Origin of the sequence: Mesorhizobium sp. AR10 (assembly GCF_024746795.1) — a bacterium.
Classification (GTDB): Bacteria; Pseudomonadota; Alphaproteobacteria; order Rhizobiales; family Rhizobiaceae; genus Mesorhizobium.
On sequence record NZ_CP080524.1, the window covers coordinates 999242 to 1017461 of the forward strand.

14 protein-coding genes and 4 pseudogenes are annotated in these 18220 nt (G+C 63.7%); 6 read left to right on the forward strand and 12 right to left on the reverse strand.

Translation table 11 applies throughout. From position 1 onward, the window contains the following. Positions 1 to 264: 264 nt before the first annotated feature. Positions 265 to 1797 (forward strand): YifB family Mg chelatase-like AAA ATPase, encoded by a 1533-nt coding sequence (locus LHFGNBLO_RS08180; protein WP_258605748.1) that lies wholly within the window; start codon positions 265 to 267, stop codon positions 1795 to 1797. A gap of 279 nt (positions 1798 to 2076) precedes the next feature. On the opposite strand, the gene LHFGNBLO_RS08185 is transcribed toward LHFGNBLO_RS08180, so the two are convergent. The 5 genes and pseudogenes from LHFGNBLO_RS08185 to LHFGNBLO_RS08205 all read right to left on the reverse strand — a co-directional run bounded on the left by LHFGNBLO_RS08185 (position 2077) and on the right by LHFGNBLO_RS08205 (position 8803). Continuing rightward, positions 2077 to 4251 carry a malate synthase G gene (locus tag LHFGNBLO_RS08185; protein WP_258605749.1) on the reverse strand — a complete coding sequence of 725 codons (2175 nt, stop codon included), beginning with the start codon at positions 4249 to 4251 and terminating at the stop codon, positions 2077 to 2079. Positions 4252 to 4555: 304 nt separating this feature from the next. Beyond that, positions 4556 to 5540 (reverse strand): annotated as a pseudogene (locus tag LHFGNBLO_RS08190) (IS5 family transposase); the annotation flags it as partial. 204 nt (positions 5541 to 5744) lie between these two features. Next, entirely contained in the window at positions 5745 to 7787 is a 2043-nt protein-coding gene (locus LHFGNBLO_RS08195; protein WP_258605750.1) for a hydantoinase/oxoprolinase family protein, read from the reverse strand. A gap of 157 nt (positions 7788 to 7944) precedes the next feature. Next, a complete protein-coding gene (locus tag LHFGNBLO_RS08200; protein WP_258605752.1) occupies positions 7945 to 8331 on the reverse strand; it encodes an endonuclease domain-containing protein in 387 nt (128 codons plus the stop codon). 100 nt (positions 8332 to 8431) lie between these two features. Then, positions 8432 to 8803, reverse strand: a complete 372-nt coding sequence (locus LHFGNBLO_RS08205) for a hypothetical protein (protein WP_258605753.1) — start codon at positions 8801 to 8803, stop codon at positions 8432 to 8434. A 198-nt stretch (positions 8804 to 9001) separates the two neighbouring features. On the opposite strand from LHFGNBLO_RS08205, the pseudogene LHFGNBLO_RS08210 reads away from it, so the two are divergent. Next, a pseudogene (locus tag LHFGNBLO_RS08210) lies at positions 9002 to 9986 on the forward strand (IS5 family transposase); the annotation flags it as partial. Between the two features lie 303 nt (positions 9987 to 10289). Next, a pseudogene (locus LHFGNBLO_RS08215) lies at positions 10290 to 11283 on the forward strand (IS5 family transposase); the annotation flags it as partial. A gap of 151 nt (positions 11284 to 11434) precedes the next feature. On the opposite strand, the gene LHFGNBLO_RS08220 reads toward LHFGNBLO_RS08215, so the two are convergent. From LHFGNBLO_RS08220 to LHFGNBLO_RS08240, 5 genes are all read right to left on the reverse strand, one after another. Continuing rightward, the gene (locus LHFGNBLO_RS08220; RefSeq protein ID WP_258605756.1) at positions 11435 to 11782 is read right to left on the reverse strand and encodes a hypothetical protein; all 348 of its coding nucleotides are present in this window, start codon (positions 11780 to 11782) and stop codon (positions 11435 to 11437) included. 31 nt (positions 11783 to 11813) lie between these two features. Further along, positions 11814 to 12323 (reverse strand): hypothetical protein, encoded by a 510-nt coding sequence (locus LHFGNBLO_RS08225; protein ID WP_258605758.1) that lies wholly within the window; start codon positions 12321 to 12323, stop codon positions 11814 to 11816. Positions 12324 to 12425: 102 nt separating this feature from the next. Continuing rightward, a complete protein-coding gene (locus LHFGNBLO_RS08230; RefSeq protein WP_258605760.1) occupies positions 12426 to 12638 on the reverse strand; it encodes a hypothetical protein in 213 nt (70 codons plus the stop codon). Positions 12639 to 12648: 10 nt separating this feature from the next. After that, on the reverse strand, positions 12649 to 12873 hold the full coding sequence (locus LHFGNBLO_RS08235) for a DUF2188 domain-containing protein (protein WP_258605762.1): 225 nt from the start codon (positions 12871 to 12873) through the stop codon (positions 12649 to 12651). Positions 12874 to 12932: 59 nt separating this feature from the next. After that, entirely contained in the window at positions 12933 to 13313 is a 381-nt protein-coding gene (locus LHFGNBLO_RS08240; RefSeq protein ID WP_258605764.1) for a YegP family protein, read from the reverse strand. Between the two features lie 196 nt (positions 13314 to 13509). Between LHFGNBLO_RS08240 and LHFGNBLO_RS33620 the strand changes: the two genes are divergently transcribed. After that, positions 13510 to 13821 (forward strand): helix-turn-helix domain-containing protein, encoded by a 312-nt coding sequence (locus LHFGNBLO_RS33620; RefSeq protein WP_413774673.1) that lies wholly within the window; start codon positions 13510 to 13512, stop codon positions 13819 to 13821. Between the two features lie 2 nt (positions 13822 to 13823). Continuing rightward, complete coding sequence (locus tag LHFGNBLO_RS08245; RefSeq protein WP_258605766.1) at positions 13824 to 14384, forward strand: ImmA/IrrE family metallo-endopeptidase; 561 nt, start codon at positions 13824 to 13826, stop codon at positions 14382 to 14384. A 182-nt stretch (positions 14385 to 14566) separates the two neighbouring features. On the opposite strand, the gene lepA is transcribed toward LHFGNBLO_RS08245, so the two are convergent. Beyond that, complete coding sequence (lepA, locus tag LHFGNBLO_RS08250) at positions 14567 to 16372, reverse strand: translation elongation factor 4 (RefSeq protein WP_258605768.1); 1806 nt, start codon at positions 16370 to 16372, stop codon at positions 14567 to 14569. A 147-nt stretch (positions 16373 to 16519) separates the two neighbouring features. After that, positions 16520 to 16891, reverse strand: coding sequence for an endonuclease domain-containing protein (locus LHFGNBLO_RS08255; RefSeq protein ID WP_258605770.1), 372 nt, complete (start codon positions 16889 to 16891; stop codon positions 16520 to 16522). A 143-nt stretch (positions 16892 to 17034) separates the two neighbouring features. On the opposite strand from LHFGNBLO_RS08255, the pseudogene LHFGNBLO_RS08260 reads away from it, so the two are divergent. Then, positions 17035 to 18028, forward strand: a pseudogene (locus LHFGNBLO_RS08260) (IS5 family transposase); the annotation flags it as partial. Between the last annotated feature and the right edge of the window lie 192 nt (positions 18029 to 18220).

Below are 18220 nucleotides of genomic sequence, written 5' to 3' on the forward strand. Positions count from 1 at the left end.
GATCGCAACGATAACATCGTACGCGCGTCGGATCGGTGACAAACCCAACCGCCCTTCGCCTTCTTCCAATGTGGTTAATTATGTCTCTCGGACGGATGGAGTTCATTGGTCAGCCGGCAAGCAGAGGCTGGGCGACCGCGCTTCGACACTGCATGTTCCTGTAATGTTCTTGCTTAACTCAGAAATCTGTGGTTGTCTTCACCTGACGTCGCTCACCGCCCGGTCGCACCGGCTTTGGGCGAACCTGTATCCGGGGGCATAAAAATGGTGGCGCGGGTTCGCACGGTCGCTTTCCAGGGCATCGAGGCCGTGCCGGTCGACGTGCAGGTGATGATCGCGCCGGGCAAGGTCAACATGCACATCGTCGGCCTGGCCGACAAGGCGGTGGCCGAAAGCCGCGAACGGGTGCAGGCCGCACTCCATGCCTCCGGCCTGTCGATGCCGTCGAAGAAGGTCACGGTCAATCTGGCGCCTGCCGACCTGCCCAAGGAAGGCAGCCACTACGACCTCCCCATCGCGCTCGGCCTGATGGCGGCGCTCGGCGCCATTCCGGGCGACATGCTGGCGGGCTATGTCGTGCTTGGCGAGTTGTCGCTCGACGGCACCATCGCCGCGGTCGCCGGCGCGCTGCCGGCGGCGATTGGCGCCAATGCCGAGGGCAAGGGCCTGATCTGCCCGTTCGGCTGCGGGCCGGAGGCGGCGTGGGCCGGCAAAGATTTCGACATACTGGCGCCGCGGAGCCTGATTGCCATCGCCAATCATTTTCGCGGCACGCAGGTGCTGTCGCGGCCGGAAGCCGGCATCCATGCCTCGGCGCGCGACCTGCCTGACCTCTCCGACATCAAGGGCCAGGAGAGCGCCAAGCGGGCGCTGGAGGTGGCGGCAGCCGGCGGTCATAATCTGCTTATGGTCGGACCGCCAGGGTCCGGCAAATCTATGCTGGCGCAGCGGCTGCCGTCGATCCTGCCGCCGCTGGCGCCGAAGGAGTTGCTCGAAGTCTCGATGATCGCCTCGGTAGCCGGCGAACTCGGCGAAGGCAAGCTGACCGATCGGCGGCCGTTCCGCGCCCCGCATCATTCGGCGTCGATGGCGGCGATGGTCGGCGGCGGCCTGAGGGCGCGGCCGGGCGAGGTGTCGCTTGCCCATCACGGCGTGCTGTTCCTCGACGAGTTTCCCGAATTCACGCCGCAGACGCTCGATGCGCTGCGCCAGCCGCTGGAGACCGGCGACTGCATGATCGCGCGCGCCAACCATCGCGTCACCTATCCGGCGCGCATCCAGCTGGTCGCGGCGATGAACCCGTGCCGCTGCGGCATGGCCGGCGAGCCGGGCTATCGCTGCCTGCGCGGCGAGCGCTGCCGTACCGACTACCAGGCGCGCATTTCCGGCCCGCTGCTCGACCGCATCGATCTCAGGATCGAAGTGCCGGCGGTCTCGGCCGGCGATTTGATCCGGCCTGATAGGGCGGAGAAGAGTGCTGCCGTGGCGTTGCGCGTGGCGCGCGCCCGCACCATCCAGCGCGAGCGTTTTGAGCGGCTCGGCGTCACCAGCGCCACCACCAATGCGCATTGCTCGCCTTCCGTCATCGAGGAGATCGCCATGCCGGATGCCGCCGGCCTTTCGCTGCTGAAAGATGCCAGCGAAAAGCTCGGCTTTTCCGCGCGCGCCTATCATCGCGTGTTGAAAGTGGCGCGGACGCTGGCCGATCTCGAGGCCAGCGAGACGGTCGGCCGCATCCATCTGGCGGAAGCGATTTCCTACCGCATGAGCTCGGAGCGGGTGGCGCAGGCGGCGTAAAGCTGGCCCCCTTCTCCCCGTTTACGGGGAGAAGGTCCCGGCAGGGGGATGAGGGGCGGCGCAGGCGCTCGTCCAGCCAGGCGCAACCACTCATCCGCCTTCGAGGGTATGCGGCGCTGCGCATAACCCGATGACCGCCGCGCTGCCCCTCATCTGGCTGCCGCCATCTTCTCCCCGTTCACGGGGAGAAGGGCGCTCTCACCATCGATTTCGCCAGTCGCTAGCACCTCATGCGCGTGACGTGCCAGCTCACGGCGTTGCTCGAAACAAACGCTGGCGCTACACCGCCTTCTCCCGAGCCTTCAGCTCCAGCCTCCGCGCATGCAGCACCGGCTCGGTGTAGCCATTGGGCTGGACGCTGCCTTTGAACACCAGGTCGCAGGCGGCGAGGAAGGCTATGGAGTTGTCGAAGTCGGGCGCCATCGGCCGGTAGTGCGGATCGCCGACATTCTGCCGGTCGACGATGGCCGCCATGCGCTGCAGGGAATCCATCACCTGGATACGTGAGCAGACATCGTGGCGCAGCCAGTTGGCGATGTGCTGCGAGGAGATGCGCAGCGTGGCGCGGTCTTCCATCAGGCCGACATCGTTGATGTCGGGCACCTTCGAACAGCCGACGCCTTCCTCGATCCAGCGCACGACATAGCCGAGAATGCCTTGCGCGTTGTTGTCGAGTTCGCGCTGGATCTCGTCGGGCGTCCAGTTCGGACGCACCGCCACCGGCACCGACAGGATGTCGTCGAGCTTGGCCTTGGGCCGGCTTTTCAGCGCTGCCTGCACGGCGTGGACATCGACCTTGTGATAGTGCGTGGCATGCAGCGTCGCCGCCGTCGGCGACGGAACCCAGGCGGTGTTGGCGCCGGCCTTGGGATGGGCGATCTTGTCGGTGAGCATCGCCGCCATCAGATCGGGCATCGCCCACATGCCCTTGCCGATCTGGGCATGACCGGCCAAGCCGCATTCCAGCCCGGTGTCGACGTTCCAGGCCTCGTAGGCGGAAATCCAGGCGGCCTGCTTCATGTCGCCCTTGCGGATCATCGGGCCGGCTTCCATGGAGGTGTGGATCTCGTCGCCGGTGCGGTCGAGGAAGCCGGTGTTGATGAACACCACGCGGTCCTTGGCGGCGCGGATCGCCTCCTTGAGGTTGACGGTGGTGCGCCGCTCCTCGTCCATGATGCCCATCTTGATGGTGTTTTTCGCCATGCCGAGCAGCACTTCCACGCGGTCGAAAATCTCGACGGCGAAGGCGACTTCTTCCGGCCCGTGCATCTTGGGTTTGACGATGTACATCGAGCCGGCGCGGGAGTTTTTCCGGCGGCCGTTCGACCCGACATCGTGCAGCGCGATCAGCGCCGTCATCGCCGCATCCATGATGCCTTCCGGCACTTGCCTGCCATCGCCGTCTGTGATCGCCGGATTGGTCATGAGGTGGCCGACATTGCGCACCAGCATCAGCGAGCGGCCTGGCAAGGTCAGCGTGCCGTCATTTGGCGCGGTGTAGTTGCGGTCGGGATTGAGCTTTCTGGTAAAAGTCTTGCCGGCCTTGGTGATCTCTTCCGCCAAATCGCCCTTCATCAGGCCGAGCCAGTTGCGGTAGACCACGACCTTGTCCTGCGCATCCACCGCCGCGACCGAATCCTCGCAGTCCTGGATGGTGGTCAGCGCCGATTCCAGCACGACATCGGAAATCCCTGCCGGATCGGTGCGACCGATCTGGTTGTTGCGGTCGATCAGGATTTCGATGTGCAGGCCGTTCTTCACCAGCAGGATCGATTGCGGGTTGGCGGCATCGCCGCGATAGCCGGCAAACTGTTTGGGGTCGGCGAGCGTGGTGCCGCCGGCGCCGGCACCCAGCCGCAGCGCGCCAAGGGCAACTGAAAGCCCGTTCACGCCTGCCCATTTGCCCGAGGTGAGCGGCACCGACTCGTCGAGAAAATTCTTGGCCCAGGCGACGACCTTGGCGCCACGCGCCGGGTTGAAGCCCTTGCCCTTTTCAGCGCCGCCGGTCTCGGCAATGGCATCGGTGCCGTAGAGCGCGTCATAGAGCGAACCCCAGCGGGCATTGGCGGCGTTGAGCGCATAGCGCGCGTTCATCACCGGCACCACCAGCTGCGGCCCGGCGACGATGGCGATCTCCGGATCGACATTGTCCGTCGTCACGGAGAAGGCCGGGCCTTCGGGGACGAGATAGCCTATCTCCCGGAGGAAAGTCTTGTAGACCTCCATGTCGACGGGCGCGCCATTGTCGCGATACCAGCCATCGATCTGCTCCTGGATGGCGTCGCGCTTTGCCAGGAGCGCCAGGTTCTTCGGCGCGAGATCGTGGACAATGGCCGAAAAGCCGTTCCAGAACGCATCCGCCGTGATGCCGGTGCCCGGCAGCGCCTCGCCAACGACAAAGTCGTGAAGCTCGCGGGCAATCTGCAATCCGGCGATCTCGATGCGATCGGTCATCAGGGGCTTCTCCAGATGAAGGGTTTGGCGGGAATACCGGCTCCCCGGGGCGTTTGGCATGTCAGGGGTGCAGGGTCAATTCAGCTTTGGGCGAAGGTGGGTCAAATCGCTTCCATTTCGAATTGCCCCTCACCCGTTTCCGGGCGTTGACGCTGGCTGGCGTGGCGCCCCCCTTCTCCCCTTAGGGGCCTGTTGCGTTACTAGGGTGGGAGGGCAAGAGGAGAAGTAAGGGCCAATTCGGAGTGCCCTTCGGCGCGGGCCTGTCGCCGGATGGGTTAGGGTTTGGCGTGTTGGGCGGATTTCGGGCGCAGTGCGGCCCTGGATCAGGTCGCCAGCGTCACCCAGCGGCGCATGTTGAAGGCCATGACGGCGATGAGAACCTGCCCAGCCGCCTTGGCCAAGCCGCGATAGCGGATGGCGCGAAGCCGCATGCGGTTCTTCCATGTGGCAAAGGTGGTCTCGACAGCGAAACGCTGCCGCGCGATCAGCCGGTTGAAGCGCTGCAGGCGCGCCGGCAATTGCGGATGATGCTTGTTGGCCCGCCGCATCAGCCGCGGCTTGATCCCACGCTCCTTCAGCGACAACTCGCGCGCCTTGGTATGATAGGCCGCATCCGCCAACACCGCGCCTTCGTCGCCACAGATGAGATGGTCTGCTTCCACCGTGTCGTTGACGTTGGCCGCCGTCGTCCTCACCCGGCGGATCAGGCCGGACCCCTGGTCGACGCCGACATGCGCCTTGTAGCCATAGGAGGAGCCAGGCTTGCCCTGCCGGCGCGTGAAGCCGGCATCGGGATCGCCAGCCTCTTGCGCCGCTCCACTGGGCGGCCGTGCCGCTGCCGTCTCGATAACGGTGGCGTCGAGCATCGTGCCGCGCCGCAGGATCAGCCCCGCCTTGTCCAGCTGATGGTCCAGTTCGCCGAACAGCTTCTCCAGAAGCCCGGCCTCGACGAGAAGATTGCGAAAGCGGTTGAGCGTGGTGTGGTCGGGCACCGTCTCCTCGAGCGTCAGGCCGACGAAGCGCCGAAACGACAGCCGATCGGCGAGCGCCTCCTCCAACTCGCTGTCCGACAGCCCGTACAAGGACTGCAGAAGCAGTGCCTTGAACATCACCAGCGAACTGTAGGCAGGACGGCCCGGGCCGCCGGGCGAGCGCAGCCGCGCCAGGATCTTCTCGAAGCGATACCACTTCACAAGCGACGACAGCCGGTCCAGCCGCCCGCTCCGACCAAGACCCTGCGGAAGCAGAGCCTCCACAAAACTGAACTGCCCGCTCGGCTTCGTCGTCATCGAACGATCCTCCTGTCAAAAACAGGGAATCACAACCAGCCAATTTTGCAACAGGCCCCTTGTGGGAGAAGGTGTCGCCGAAGGCGACGGATGAGGGGTGCTCCAGCTTGGCGCCGACAGAGATCCGTCCAACACCCCTCATCCGTCTCGGCGCTCCGCGCCGATCCACCTTCTCCCACAAGGGGAGAAGGAAGGGGCGCTTTTCTACACCGCAATCCTTGGCCTCCCAGACGCCACCGCCACCACATGCGCCTCGATGAACATGCGCTGGGCTTCGACGGTGGAGACGCGGAACTCGGTGGCGACTTCGATCTCGGCGCTGTCGGTGCCGGCATCTTTCGCCCGCTGCGCGACGATGGCGCGGACATCGGCCTCGGCCGCGGCGATCGCCGCCGCCTCGTCGGTGAAGTCGCGCACTGTCTCCCCCGAGGCGACGCGGAACCGCCCTTCCTGGGGCTGGCTGACCCGCGCCTCCGCCGAGACCCGCACCTGGCCGACGACGGCGCCGAGCGCATTGGCGACGTCGGTATCCTGCGGCACCACGCAGTCATTGCCGACCAGCTCGGCCAGGCCGGCATAGTGCAACGGCGCCGAGGCGCCGAGGCCGATGACCGGACGGTCGAGCGCGACGCTGAGCCGGGCGATGCCGGGATGCGAATCGACGGCGCGCTGCACCAGCGCGTGCGCCACGGTGGCCGCGCCATCGAGCCCATCTTCGGCAAAGGCGGTTTCGAGGATGACCTCCGCCGACAGCCGGGTCAGCATGGTCAGCACCCGCTCGGAGATCGCCTCCGGTGTCGTGGCGATCGATTGGCCGCGGCCATCGCGCTTGCGGGCGAACAGCTCGGCGCCAAGGCGAGCGGCGATTGGGTCCCAGTTCGCCTGCTTGCCCAGCACATGGGCAGCGTCCGACGGGGTGAAGCCGACGACATGCACCAGTCCGCGCGACACCAGCCGGTTCAAGGTGGCGTTCTGGGCATTCGAGATCAGCACTTTGTCGATGGCGAGCGGCACAGCGCCGATCATCTCGTAGAGCCGGGCTTCGGCGCCGGTGAGGCCCGCCGCCAGCCGGTCCGGCACGCCGGTGCGGACAGCCAGGCGGCCGTCCATGCGGCCGGGATTGGGCGCCCGCAGTTGGCGTTCCAGTTCGACGGTCACGGCCTCGCCATGCACCATGCCGGCCAGCGCCAGCGGCACCAGGCGGCGCGGACCGAGCAGGATCTTTGGGTTGAGCGCGCCGTCCTCCAGCGTCACTTCGGAATCGCCGCCGAGGCCAAAGGTGCGCATGGCCACCGCCTCGACCATGGTGCGGAAGCCGCCGACTGTGGCGCCTTCCGGATCGAGCCGGGGACGGCCCCCGTCGAGCACGGCGACGTCGGTGGTGGTGCCGCCAATGTCGGAGACCACGGCATTGTCCAGCCCGGTCATGTGTCGGGCGCCGACAAGGCTGGCGGCCGGGCCGGAGAGGATGGTCTCGATCGGCCGCTGGCGGGCAAACGCCGCCGACACAAGCGCGCCGTCGCCGCGCACCACCATCAGCGGTGCCACGATCTTGCGGGCGTCCAGAAAGCCTTCGGTCGCCGCCACCAGCCGGTCGATCATCGAGATCAGCCTGGCGTTGAGCAGCGTCGTCAGCGCCCGGCGCGGGCCGCCGAGCTTGGCCGACAGCTCGTGGCTGGCGGTGACCGGCAGGCCGGTCTTTTCGCGGATCAGATCACGGGCCGCGAGCTCATGCGCCGGATTGCGGGTGGCGAAATAGGCGCAGACGGCAAAGCCCGACACCGAAGCGCCGAGTTCCGGCAGGGCTGCCTCCAGCCCGGACAGATCGAGCTTGGCGGCATTGCCGTGCACATCATGGCCGCCGGGGCAGAACACCACCGGATCGGTGCCGAGCGCTGCCTTCAGCCCGTCGCGGGCAAGATCGCCTTCGGCAAAGCCGATCATCACAAGTGCTACGCGGCCGCCCTGGCCCTCGACCAGCGCGTTGGTGGCAAGCGTCGTCGACATCGACACCAGTTTGATGGCAGCCGGGTCGGTGCCGGCCTTTTGCAAGACCGCGTCGACTGCGCCGGAAATGCCGACCGCCAGATCGTGGCGCGTGGTCAGCGCCTTGGCCTTGGCCAGCACCTTGCCCTTGTTGGGTCCTTCCTGCGCCCCCTCGGTTTCCGACCATAGCACGGCATCGGTGTAGGTGCCGCCGGTGTCGATGCCGAGGAACAGGGGGGATGGCTTGGTCTTGGCGGTCATGCTGGCGGCGGGTCCGGACAGATGAGGAATTTTGCTCCCCGCCCTTAACCGATACCGCCCCGCGGATAAAGGCGGGAGAGATGGGCCACCGAGGAGTTCGATCTCCCCCCTCGTGGGGGAGATGGCCGGCAGGCCAGAGGGGGGCGCGAAGGATCGCCTACTTAGCCACGACCTGAGGCGCCCCAGCCAGCCCGGCCGCAATCACAATATGCTGGCAGACATTGTCGATGTCGCGGATGATGTCGTCGTTCCAGAAGCGCAGGACGGTCCAGCCATCCTGTTCCAGACGCACTGTCCTCGCTTCGTCGCTGGCAACAGCACCGGCTTCCGTATGCTGGGAGCCGTCGACCTCGACGACAAGTTTTTTCTCCGGGCAAGCGAAGTCGACAATGTAACCGGCGATCGGAAATTGTCGCCGGAAGCCAAGCCCCATCAGCCAGTGCGCGCGAAGCTCGTTCCAGAGCTTCAATTCAGCTGATGTCATCACCTTGCGCATCGATCTGGCGTTTGCGCGATGTTTTGGAGGCAATGGCGTGTGAGGCATTGTCAATGCTCGGTGGCTACCAGGGTTGGAGCTCTACGGCGCCCCCCTCTGTCCTGCCGGACATCTCCCCCACGAGGGGGGAGATTGGCAGCTCGGTCGCTCACGGCGTCAGGTCGATTTCCTCGGTCTCGCCGCCATCGCAGGTGTAGCAGCAGTCGTCGCATTTTTCCTTGTTGTTGGGGCCGACGCCCCAATAGGTTTCCTCGTCGCCGTCGACCCAGGCGCCGTAGCAGATCGACTCGCCCTCGTCGCAGGAAACCGGGATCTGCTTGGTCTCGCCATCATCGAGAAAAAAGTCCTTGCCATCTCCCGGCCAGACATAGTCGCGGTCCTGGCTGTAGAGTTCGAGGCGCATGGCGTTGGGATGGCTGTTCTTGATGGCAAAGGTGATGTCGGCCGCGTGCGCGGCCGGCGCAAACAGCGCGGCAAGAGAAAGCGCGACGACGATGCGGCGCGTGGATGTGAAAGACATGAAAACCCCCTGGGATGAGAATCGGCCGCCCGGCCGCGAGGGGAATCATTGCATGATGTGTGGGAGGGCGGAAGCGATGATTGGGGGTATCCAACCCTGATTGGGGCGAGGCGGTGGTGCGCCTGACCTTCTCCCCTTGCGGGCCTGTTGCAAAATTGGCTGGTTGTGATTCCCTGTTTTTGACAGGAGGATCGTTCGATGACGACGAAGCCGAGCGGGCAGTTCAGTTTTGTGGAGGCTCTGCTTCCGCAGGGTCTTGGTCGGAGCGGGCGGCTGGACCGGCTGTCGTCGCTTGTGAAGTGGTATCGCTTCGAGAAGATCCTGGCGCGGCTGCGCTCGCCCGGCGGCCCGGGCCGTCCTGCCTACAGTTCGCTGGTGATGTTCAAGGCACTGCTTCTGCAGTCCTTGTACGGGCTGTCGGACAGCGAGTTGGAGGAGGCGCTCGCCGATCGGCTGTCGTTTCGGCGCTTCGTCGGCCTGACGCTCGAGGAGACGGTGCCCGACCACACCACGCTCAACCGCTTTCGCAATCTTCTCGTCGAGGCCGGGCTTCTGGAGAAGCTGTTCGGCGAACTGGACCATCAGCTGGACAAGGCGGGGCTGATCCTGCGGCGCGGCACGATGCTCGACGCCACCGTTATCGAGACGGCAGCGGCACGGCCGCCCAGTGGAGCGGCGCAAGAGGCTGGCGATCCCGATGCCGGCTTCACGCGCCGGCAGGGCAAGCCTGGCTCCTCCTATGGCTACAAGGCGCATGTCGGCGTCGACCAGGGGTCCGGCCTGATCCGCCGGGTGAGGACGACGGCGGCCAACGTCAACGACACGGTGGAAGCAGACCATCTCATCTGTGGCGACGAAGGCGCGGTGTTGGCGGATGCGGCCTATCATACCAAGGCGCGCGAGTTGTCGCTGAAGGAGCGTGGGATCAAGCCGCGGCTGATGCGGCGGGCCAACAAGCATCATCCGCAATTGCCGGCGCGCCTGCAGCGCTTCAACCGGCTGATCGCGCGGCAGCGTTTCGCTGTCGAGACCACCTTTGCCACATGGAAGAACCGCATGCGGCTTCGCGCCATCCGCTATCGCGGCTTGGCCAAGGCGGCTGGGCAGGTTCTCATCGCCGTCATGGCCTTCAACATGCGCCGCTGGGTGACGCTGGCGACCTGATCCAGGGCCGCACTGCGCCCGAAATCCGCCCAACACGCCAAACCCTAACCCATCCGGCGACAGGCCCGCGCCGAAGGGCACTCCGAATTGGCCCTTACTTCTCCTCTTGCCCTCCCACCCTAGTAACGCAACAGGCCCCTTGCGGGAGAAGGTGGATCGGCGCGCAGCGCCGAGACGGATGAGGGGTGTTGGACGGAATGAGGCGTCGGCGCCAAGCTGGAACACCCCTCATCCGTCGCCTTCGGCGACACCTTCTCCCACAAGGGGCCTGTTGCAAAATTGGCTGGTTGTGATTCCCTGTTTTTGACAGGAGGATCGTTCGATGACGACGAAGCCGAACGGGCAATTCAGTTTTGTGGAGGCTCTGCTTCCGCAGGGTCTTGGTCGGAGCGGGCGGCTGGACCGGCTGTCGTCGCTTGTGAAGTGGTATCGCTTCGAGAAGATCCTGGCGCGGCTGCGCTCGCCCGGCGGCCCGGGCCGTCCTGCCTACAGTTCGCTGGTGATGTTCAAGGCACTGCTTCTGCAGTCCTTGTACGGGCTGTCGGACAGCGAGTTGGAGGAGGCGCTCGCCGATCGGCTGTCGTTTCGGCGCTTCGTCGGCCTGACGCTCGAGGAGACGGTGCCCGACCACACCACGCTCAACCGCTTTCGCAATCTTCTCGTCGAGGCCGGGCTTCTGGAGAAGCTGTTCGGCGAACTGGACCATCAGCTGGACAAGGCGGGGCTGATCCTGCGGCGCGGCACGATGCTCGACGCCACCGTTATCGAGACGGCAGCGGCACGGCCGCCCAGTGGAGCGGCGCAAGAGGCCGGCGAGGCTGGCGATCCCGATGCCGGCTTCACGCGCCGGCAGGGCAAGCCTGGCTCCTCCTATGGCTACAAGGCGCATGTCGGCGTCGACCAGGGGTCCGGCCTGATCCGCCGGGTGAGGACGACGGCGGCCAACGTCAACGACACGGTGGAAGCAGACCATCTCATCTGTGGCGACGAAGGCGCGGTGTTGGCGGATGCGGCCTATCATACCAAGGCGCGCGAGTTGTCGCTGAAGGAGCGTGGGATCAAGCCGCGGTTGATGCGGCGGGCCAACAAGCATCATCCGCAATTGCCGGCGCGCCTGCAGCGCTTCAACCGGCTGATCGCGCGGCAGCGTTTCGCTGTCGAGACCACCTTTGCCACATGGAAGAACCGCATGCGGCTTCGCGCCATCCGCTATCGCGGCTTGGCCAAGGCGGCTGGGCAGGTTCTCATCGCCGTCATGGCCTTCAACATGCGCCGCTGGGTGACGCTGGCGACCTGATCCAGGGCCGCACTGCGCCCGAAATCCGCCCAACACGCCAAACCCTAACCCATCCGGCGACAGGCCCGCGCCGAAGGGCACTCCGAATTGGCCCTTACTTCTCCTCTTGCCCTCCCACCCTAGTAACGCAACAGGCCCCTTAAGGGGGAGAAGGGAAGAGCGCGCCGGCGCTACTCCACCAGATCGATCGTCTCGGTCGTCTTCTCCACGCAGATGAAGCAGCAATTGTCACACGGCTGGTCGTTGTCCGGGCCGACGCCGGCGGAGATGTTGTCCTGGCCGTTGACCCAGGCGCCGTAGCAGATGTTTTCGCCTGAATTGCAGGAGATCGGCACTGATTTCTGCGAGTTCGGCTCGATCAGGAACACCTGGTCGTCGCCCGGCCACACCGTCTTGCGGTCGCGGCTGAACAGCTCGACGGCCACCGATTGCTGCCGCAGGTTCTTCATGAAGAAGGCCATCTCGGCGGCATGGGTGGGGGTGGCGAGGAGAAGGGCAACAAGGGTGAGGCGAATCATGGCGTCGATCCAAAATCGATCACTCGCATGATTAGCCGCTGACCACCACCTGCGGCGCCAGCCGCTTGATCGCCGCGATCATGTCGGCGCCGCTCATGTCGAGCGAGGATATCTCCATATGGACGATGTTCCTGCCGAAGGGCAGCAAGCGGCCGAGCGCATTGGCCGGCGCGTACCTGATGGCCTTGGGTGGCTCCTCGGTCAGCTCGAAGCTGATCATCGCCGAGCCCTTGCCGGAGGTGAGGCGCACGCTGCGCACCTTCTCCCAGGGCACCAGCACGTCGCCGCCGCGCCGGTCGCGAAAGCCCTTGGCATCGATCACCACCTGGACGCTGGTGTCGAACGCACCGCGCGCGATGACCAGACCAAATCCCAGGCAGCCAAGCGCCAGCACCGTTACCCAAAGCACCCCACGGCCCGGCGCGCCTGACGCGAGCCCCTTGAGCGCGAAGAAGCCGAAGATCGCTGCGAGCAGGAACGGCCCGAGCGCGGGAAAGATCTTCCCGATGGGGCTGTTGCGGAGGTCGATTGGGGCGGACATGGGAAAAGTGAAGCGGAATGCGGGGGAGGTGTTGAGGGTGTTCTCTGTCCCGAAACTCTAGAAGGCGCGTTTGGTTCTACCGCGCCTTCTATCTTGAAACGATCATTTTTCGAGCCGGCGGCAGAATCGGTCTAACTGAGTTGCTGACCCACTTATCTCCAGCCCTTGCGCAGTTTTCTTGGCTGTGGCGCCAGCTGAAATTGCTGCGTTTCTTATGTTTCGTTCGATCACAGACGCGACGTCCAGTTGGACAGATTGCATCATCGAACGGGCGGACGAAAATGAACGGCCTTTATATTTGAACGAAATGCCCATGGTGGCCTCCTTAGCCTTTGGGTAGATGCGGGTCGTGCCCGTGTGAATCGCGCTCGCGAATCTGGCCGTTCCGGCCATGCACGAGCAACTCCGTGCCTTGATTGCGGGCGATTCCGCGCCCGGCGTCGATTGCCGCCTTTTGGGTCTCGTGCACCGAAGACGCGCGTTGTGCGCCCGCACCCTTAACTGCCCAGCCGCCAGAATGTGGCACGACGTGTTGGTTACGCTTTGTCATTTTCAATTCCTTATCTGAAAGTTGACCCCGGTGCCGGTTGGCGCCGGGTGTCACCACCACTAAGCAGCTTTCGAAGACGTCTCATCGTCAACCGGCGCGCCGGCTGCATTGTATTTTACGGATTCGGCGCAGCTCTTGGCGTTGTGCTTCGCCGTGTACTCCTCCGACCACACCAGCGTTTCACCGTTCTGCGCCTTGAAACGGATGAAATACTGGTTGTCCTTGGAGAGTAGGATTTCGAAGCGAGCGCCGGTCGTCGCCTCGCCGATGGTCGTATCGACGATCGGGGCATAGAGCGCGTTCGCTTTGACCGAATTGATACAGTTCTGAGCGCTGGCCTTCGCGGTGTAATTTTCCGACCAAACCATCACCTGACTGCCGTACACAAACTGGACGCGGTACTGGCCATTCGCGGCGTCCTTGATTTTGAAACGGTACATTTCCCTCTCCTTTCAAAGTGAGGAAGATTGCATTGGATATCCGCCTTGGGAGGTCGAATGTCCGACGCTCTCATGTCACGTATCCTGTTGTCAAGATAGCTGACGACAGTATATCTGTTGAAAGATCGCGTACGAATCCTTGACGCAAATCAGGTTCGAAGATATGCTCGCGTCGCCAGCGCGAAGGGGTATGCTCATGTCCGAGGAATTATATACTGAGATCGGAAAGAGGATAAGGAGCATCAGGGAGGACAAACTTCGGGCAACTCAAGAAGATATTGCGAAGAGGCTTGGGATTTCGCGCCCGTCTGTGGCCAATTTTGAGAACGGCAAGCAGCAGATGACCGTAGCTCAGCTGATGTCGTTCTCTAATGTACTTGGGGTTTCTCCCATAGATCTTCTGCCCTTGGTTGAGAGCAAAACCGGGTCCGAACGATTGTCACGATCCCTACCTAGCCATTTTGACCCGAAACTTCGTGCATGGGTGGACACCCTGCAAGGCCGCTAAACATGAAATCTCCGAAACTTTGGCTCAGGGCAGAGCAGGTACAGAAGATTCGTAAGACTGCTCTAGAACTGCTTCGAAGAGTTCATTACGTCGGCGGTGTTGTGCCGGTTGATCGTGCCGCACATGAACTTGGGGCGTCTATCCGCTATGCGCCCTACGATGGTGAACTGGCGGGAATGCTTATTCGAAACGGAAGCGAATCTATCATCGCGGTCAATTCTGCCCATCATAAGAACCGTCAGAGATTCACTATCGCTCATGAATGTGGGCACCTATGCCTGCACTCTGACAATCTATATGTGGATAAGAACTTCTTTGTACTCAATCGAGACGATCGATCTTCGAACGCCGATGACATAAAAGAGATAGAGGCCAACCAATTTGCCGCTGAATTGCTAATGCCGTTCCCAAATATTTTTCGGGATTTGAGATCAAGTAAAATTGACCTTGAGGACGAACAGCAGATATCAAATGTCGCTAAGCTGTACGGCGTAAGCGTCCAAGCCATGACATATCGGGTTGCTAACTTGTTTATGATCCAGCGGGTTGAGCGACCCAAATAGCCGACTCAAAACCAGCAGAACACTATTCTGCGGCTCCAGTGCTGTGCGCCGCGTAGATACCCGACGAGTCACCACACTGCCGCAACCCCCGGGGTGGGACCCGCTGCCTCCGGCAGCTCCCACCCGGACTTGCGCTCGCATCGACCCACCGGGTCGATGCGTTCGGCCAGAGGCCGGACCGCTTAGTCCCCCATCTTCAGCGCCTGAATAAAAGCCTCCTGCGGGATATCCACCTTGCCGAACTGCCGCATGCGCTTCTTGCCCTCTTTCTGCTTGTCGAGCAGCTTGCGCTTGCGCGAGACGTCGCCGCCATAGCACTTGGCGGTGACATCCTTGCGCAGCGCCGAGATGGTCTCGCGGGCGATGACCTTGCCGCCGATGGCAGCCTGGATCGGGATCTTGAACAGATGGTTCGGGATCAGCTCCTTCAGCTTCTCGCACATCTGGCGGCCGCGCTTTTCGGCCGCCGTGCGGTGGACCAGCATCGACAGCGCGTCGACCGGCTCCTCGTTGACCAGGATCGACATCTTCACCAGGTCGCCTTCCTTGTAGTCGGTCAGGTGATAGTCGAAGGAAGCGTAGCCCTTGGAGATCGACTTCAACCGGTCGTAAAAATCGAAGACCACCTCGTTGAGCGGCAGGTCGTAGATGAGCATGGCGCGCTTGCCGACATAGGACAGGTCGGCCTGGATGCCGCGCCTATCCTGGCAGAGCTTCAGGATGCCGCCGAGATAGTCGTCCGGCGAAAGGATGGTGGCGCGGATCCATGGCTCCTCGATGGCTGAAATCTTGACCACGTCGGGCATGTCGGCCGGGTTGTGCAGTTCCTTCATCGAGCCGTCGGTCAACAGCAGCCGGTAGACGACCGAGGGCGCGGTGGCGATGAGGTCGAGGTTGAACTCGCGCTCCAGCCGCTCCTGGATGATTTCCAGATGCAAGAGGCCAAGGAAGCCGCAGCGATAGCCGAAGCCGAGCGCGGCACTGGTTTCCATCTCATAGGAGAAGCTGGCGTCGTTGAGGCGCAATTTGCCGACGGCGGCGCGCAGATCCTCGAAATCGGCGGCGTCGACCGGGAACAGGCCGCAGAACACCACCGGCTGCGCCGGCTTGAAGCCGGGCAGCGCCTTTGCCGTCTGGCGCTTGTCCTCGGTGATGGTGTCGCCGACGCGGGTGTCGGCCACTTCCTTGATCGAGCCGGTGAAGAAGCCGAACTCGCCGGGGCCGAGCTCGTCGACATTGATGCGGGCCGGCGTGAACACGCCGGTGCGCTCGACCAGGTGCTTGGCGCCGGTGCCCATCATGCGGATGGTCTGGCCCTTCTTCAGCACGCCGTCGATGATGCGCACCAGCACGATGACGCCGAGATAGGCGTCGTACCAGCTATCGACCAGCATGGCTTTCAAAGGAGCGGTCGCATCGCCTTCGCGCGGCGGCGGCAATTGGTGGACGATGGCCTCCAGCACATCGGGAATGCCCAGGCCGGTCTTGGCCGAGATCAGCACGGCGTTGGAGGCGTCGATGCCGATGACTTCCTCGACCTGCTCGCGGATGCGCTCGGGCTCGGCGGCTGGCAGGTCGACCTTGTTCAGCACCACGACGATCTCGTGGTTGTTGTCGATAGCCTGGTAGACATTGGCCAGCGTCTGCGCCTCGACGCCCTGGCTCGCGTCGACGACCAGCAGCGAACCCTCGCAGGCGGCGAGCGACCGCGACACTTCATAGGCGAAGTCGACATGGCCGGGCGTGTCGATCAAATTGAGGATATAGTCCTCGCCATTGTTGGCGCGGTATTTCAGCCGCACCGTCTGCGCCTTGATGGTGATGCCGCGCTCGCGCTCGATGTCCATCGAGTCCAGCACCTGCTCCTTCATGTCGCGCAGCTCCAGCCCGCCGGTGGACTGGATCAGCCGGTCGGCAAGCGTGGATTTGCCATGGTCGATATGGGCGACGATGGAGAAATTGCGGATATGGTCGAGGGGCGTGCTCATGCCGGGCGCTTTAGCAGGGGCGGGTTGCAGGGGCAAGCGGGGCGGGGGCGCCCTTCCCTTCTCCCCTTGTGGGAGAAGGTGGATCGGCGCGCAGCGCCGAGACGGATGAGGGGTGCTCCAGCTTGGCGTCGACGAGAGACGGAGCCGTCAACGCCACGGCTGCAAGCTCGCATCTCTTGCATAGGCGATGATCGTATCGCAGACGGCGTTCAAGTCTCTCAGGACATCTTCGTTCCAGAAACGCAGCACGCGAAAGCCCATCGCTTTCAACTCAACCCCGCGGATGCGGTCGGAGTCCGAGTCCGCGTGCTGGCTGCCGTCGATCTCAATGATCAATCCGGCTTCGAGGCAGACAAAATCAGCGATGTACTTTCCGACAGGCACCTGTCGCCGGAATTTTATCCGATCGAGCCTGCGGTCACGCAGTTCATGCCACAGTCTGTCTTCCGCTTCCGTCATGTCGCGCCGAAGGGAGCGGGCAAAGCTACGTTTGGCTGGCGGGACTGGCTGGTGTGGCATTGGCGTAGATTAACCAGCCGTTGCACTCCGTCCAACACCCCTCATCCGTCTCGGCGCTGCGCGCCGATCCACCTTCTCCCACAAGGGGCCTGTTGCAAAATTGGCTGGTTGTGATTCCCTGTTTTTGACAGGAGGATCGTTCGATGACGACGAAGCCGAGCGGGCAGTTCAGTTTTGTGGAGGCTCTGCTTCCGCAGGGTCTTGGTCGGAGCGGGCGGCTGGACCGGCTGTCGTCGCTTGTGAAGTGGTATCGCTTCGAGAAGATCCTGGCGCGGCTGCGCTCGCCCGGCGGCCCGGGCCGTCCTGCCTACAGTTCGCTGGTGATGTTCAAGGCACTGCTTCTGCAGTCCTTGTACGGGCTGTCGGACAGCGAGTTGGAGGAGGCGCTCGCCGATCGGCTGTCGTTTCGGCGCTTCGTCGGCCTGACGCTCGAGGAGACGGTGCCCGACCACACCACGCTCAACCGCTTTCGCAATCTTCTCGTCGAGGCCGGGCTTCTGGAGAAGCTGTTCGGCGAACTGGACCATCAGCTGGACAAGGCGGGGCTGATCCTGCGGCGCGGCACGATGCTCGACGCCACCGTTATCGAGACGGCAGCGGCACGGCCGCCCAGTGGAGCGGCGCAAGAGGCCGGCGAGGCTGGCGATCCCGATGCCGGCTTCACGCGCCGGCAGGGCAAGCCTGGCTCCTCCTATGGCTACAAGGCGCATGTCGGCGTCGACCAGGGGTCCGGCCTGATCCGCCGGGTGAGGACGACGGCGGCCAACGTCAACGACACGGTGGAAGCAGACCATCTCATCTGTGGCGACGAAGGCGCGGTGTTGGCGGATGCGGCCTATCATACCAAGGCGCGCGAGTTGTCGCTGAAGGAGCGTGGGATCAAGCCGCGGCTGATGCGGCGGGCCAACAAGCATCATCCGCAATTGCCGGCGCGCCTGCAGCGCTTCAACCGGCTGATCGCGCGGCAGCGTTTCGCTGTCGAGACCACCTTTGCCACATGGAAGAACCGCATGCGGCTTCGCGCCATCCGCTATCGCGGCTTGGCCAAGGCGGCTGGGCAGGTTCTCATCGCCGTCATGGCCTTCAACATGCGCCGCTGGGTGACGCTGGCGACCTGATCCAGGGCCGCACTGCGCCCGAAATCCGCCCAACACGCCAAACCCTAACCCATCCGGCGACAGGCCCGCGCCGAAGGGCACTCCGAATTGGCCCTTACTTCTCCTCTTGCCCTCCCACCCTAGTAACGCAACAGGCCCACAAGGGGAGAAGGGAGGAAGGTGCGCAATCACGAAGCGGTGAGCACTGTAACGAAACCCCACATGGCGGCGA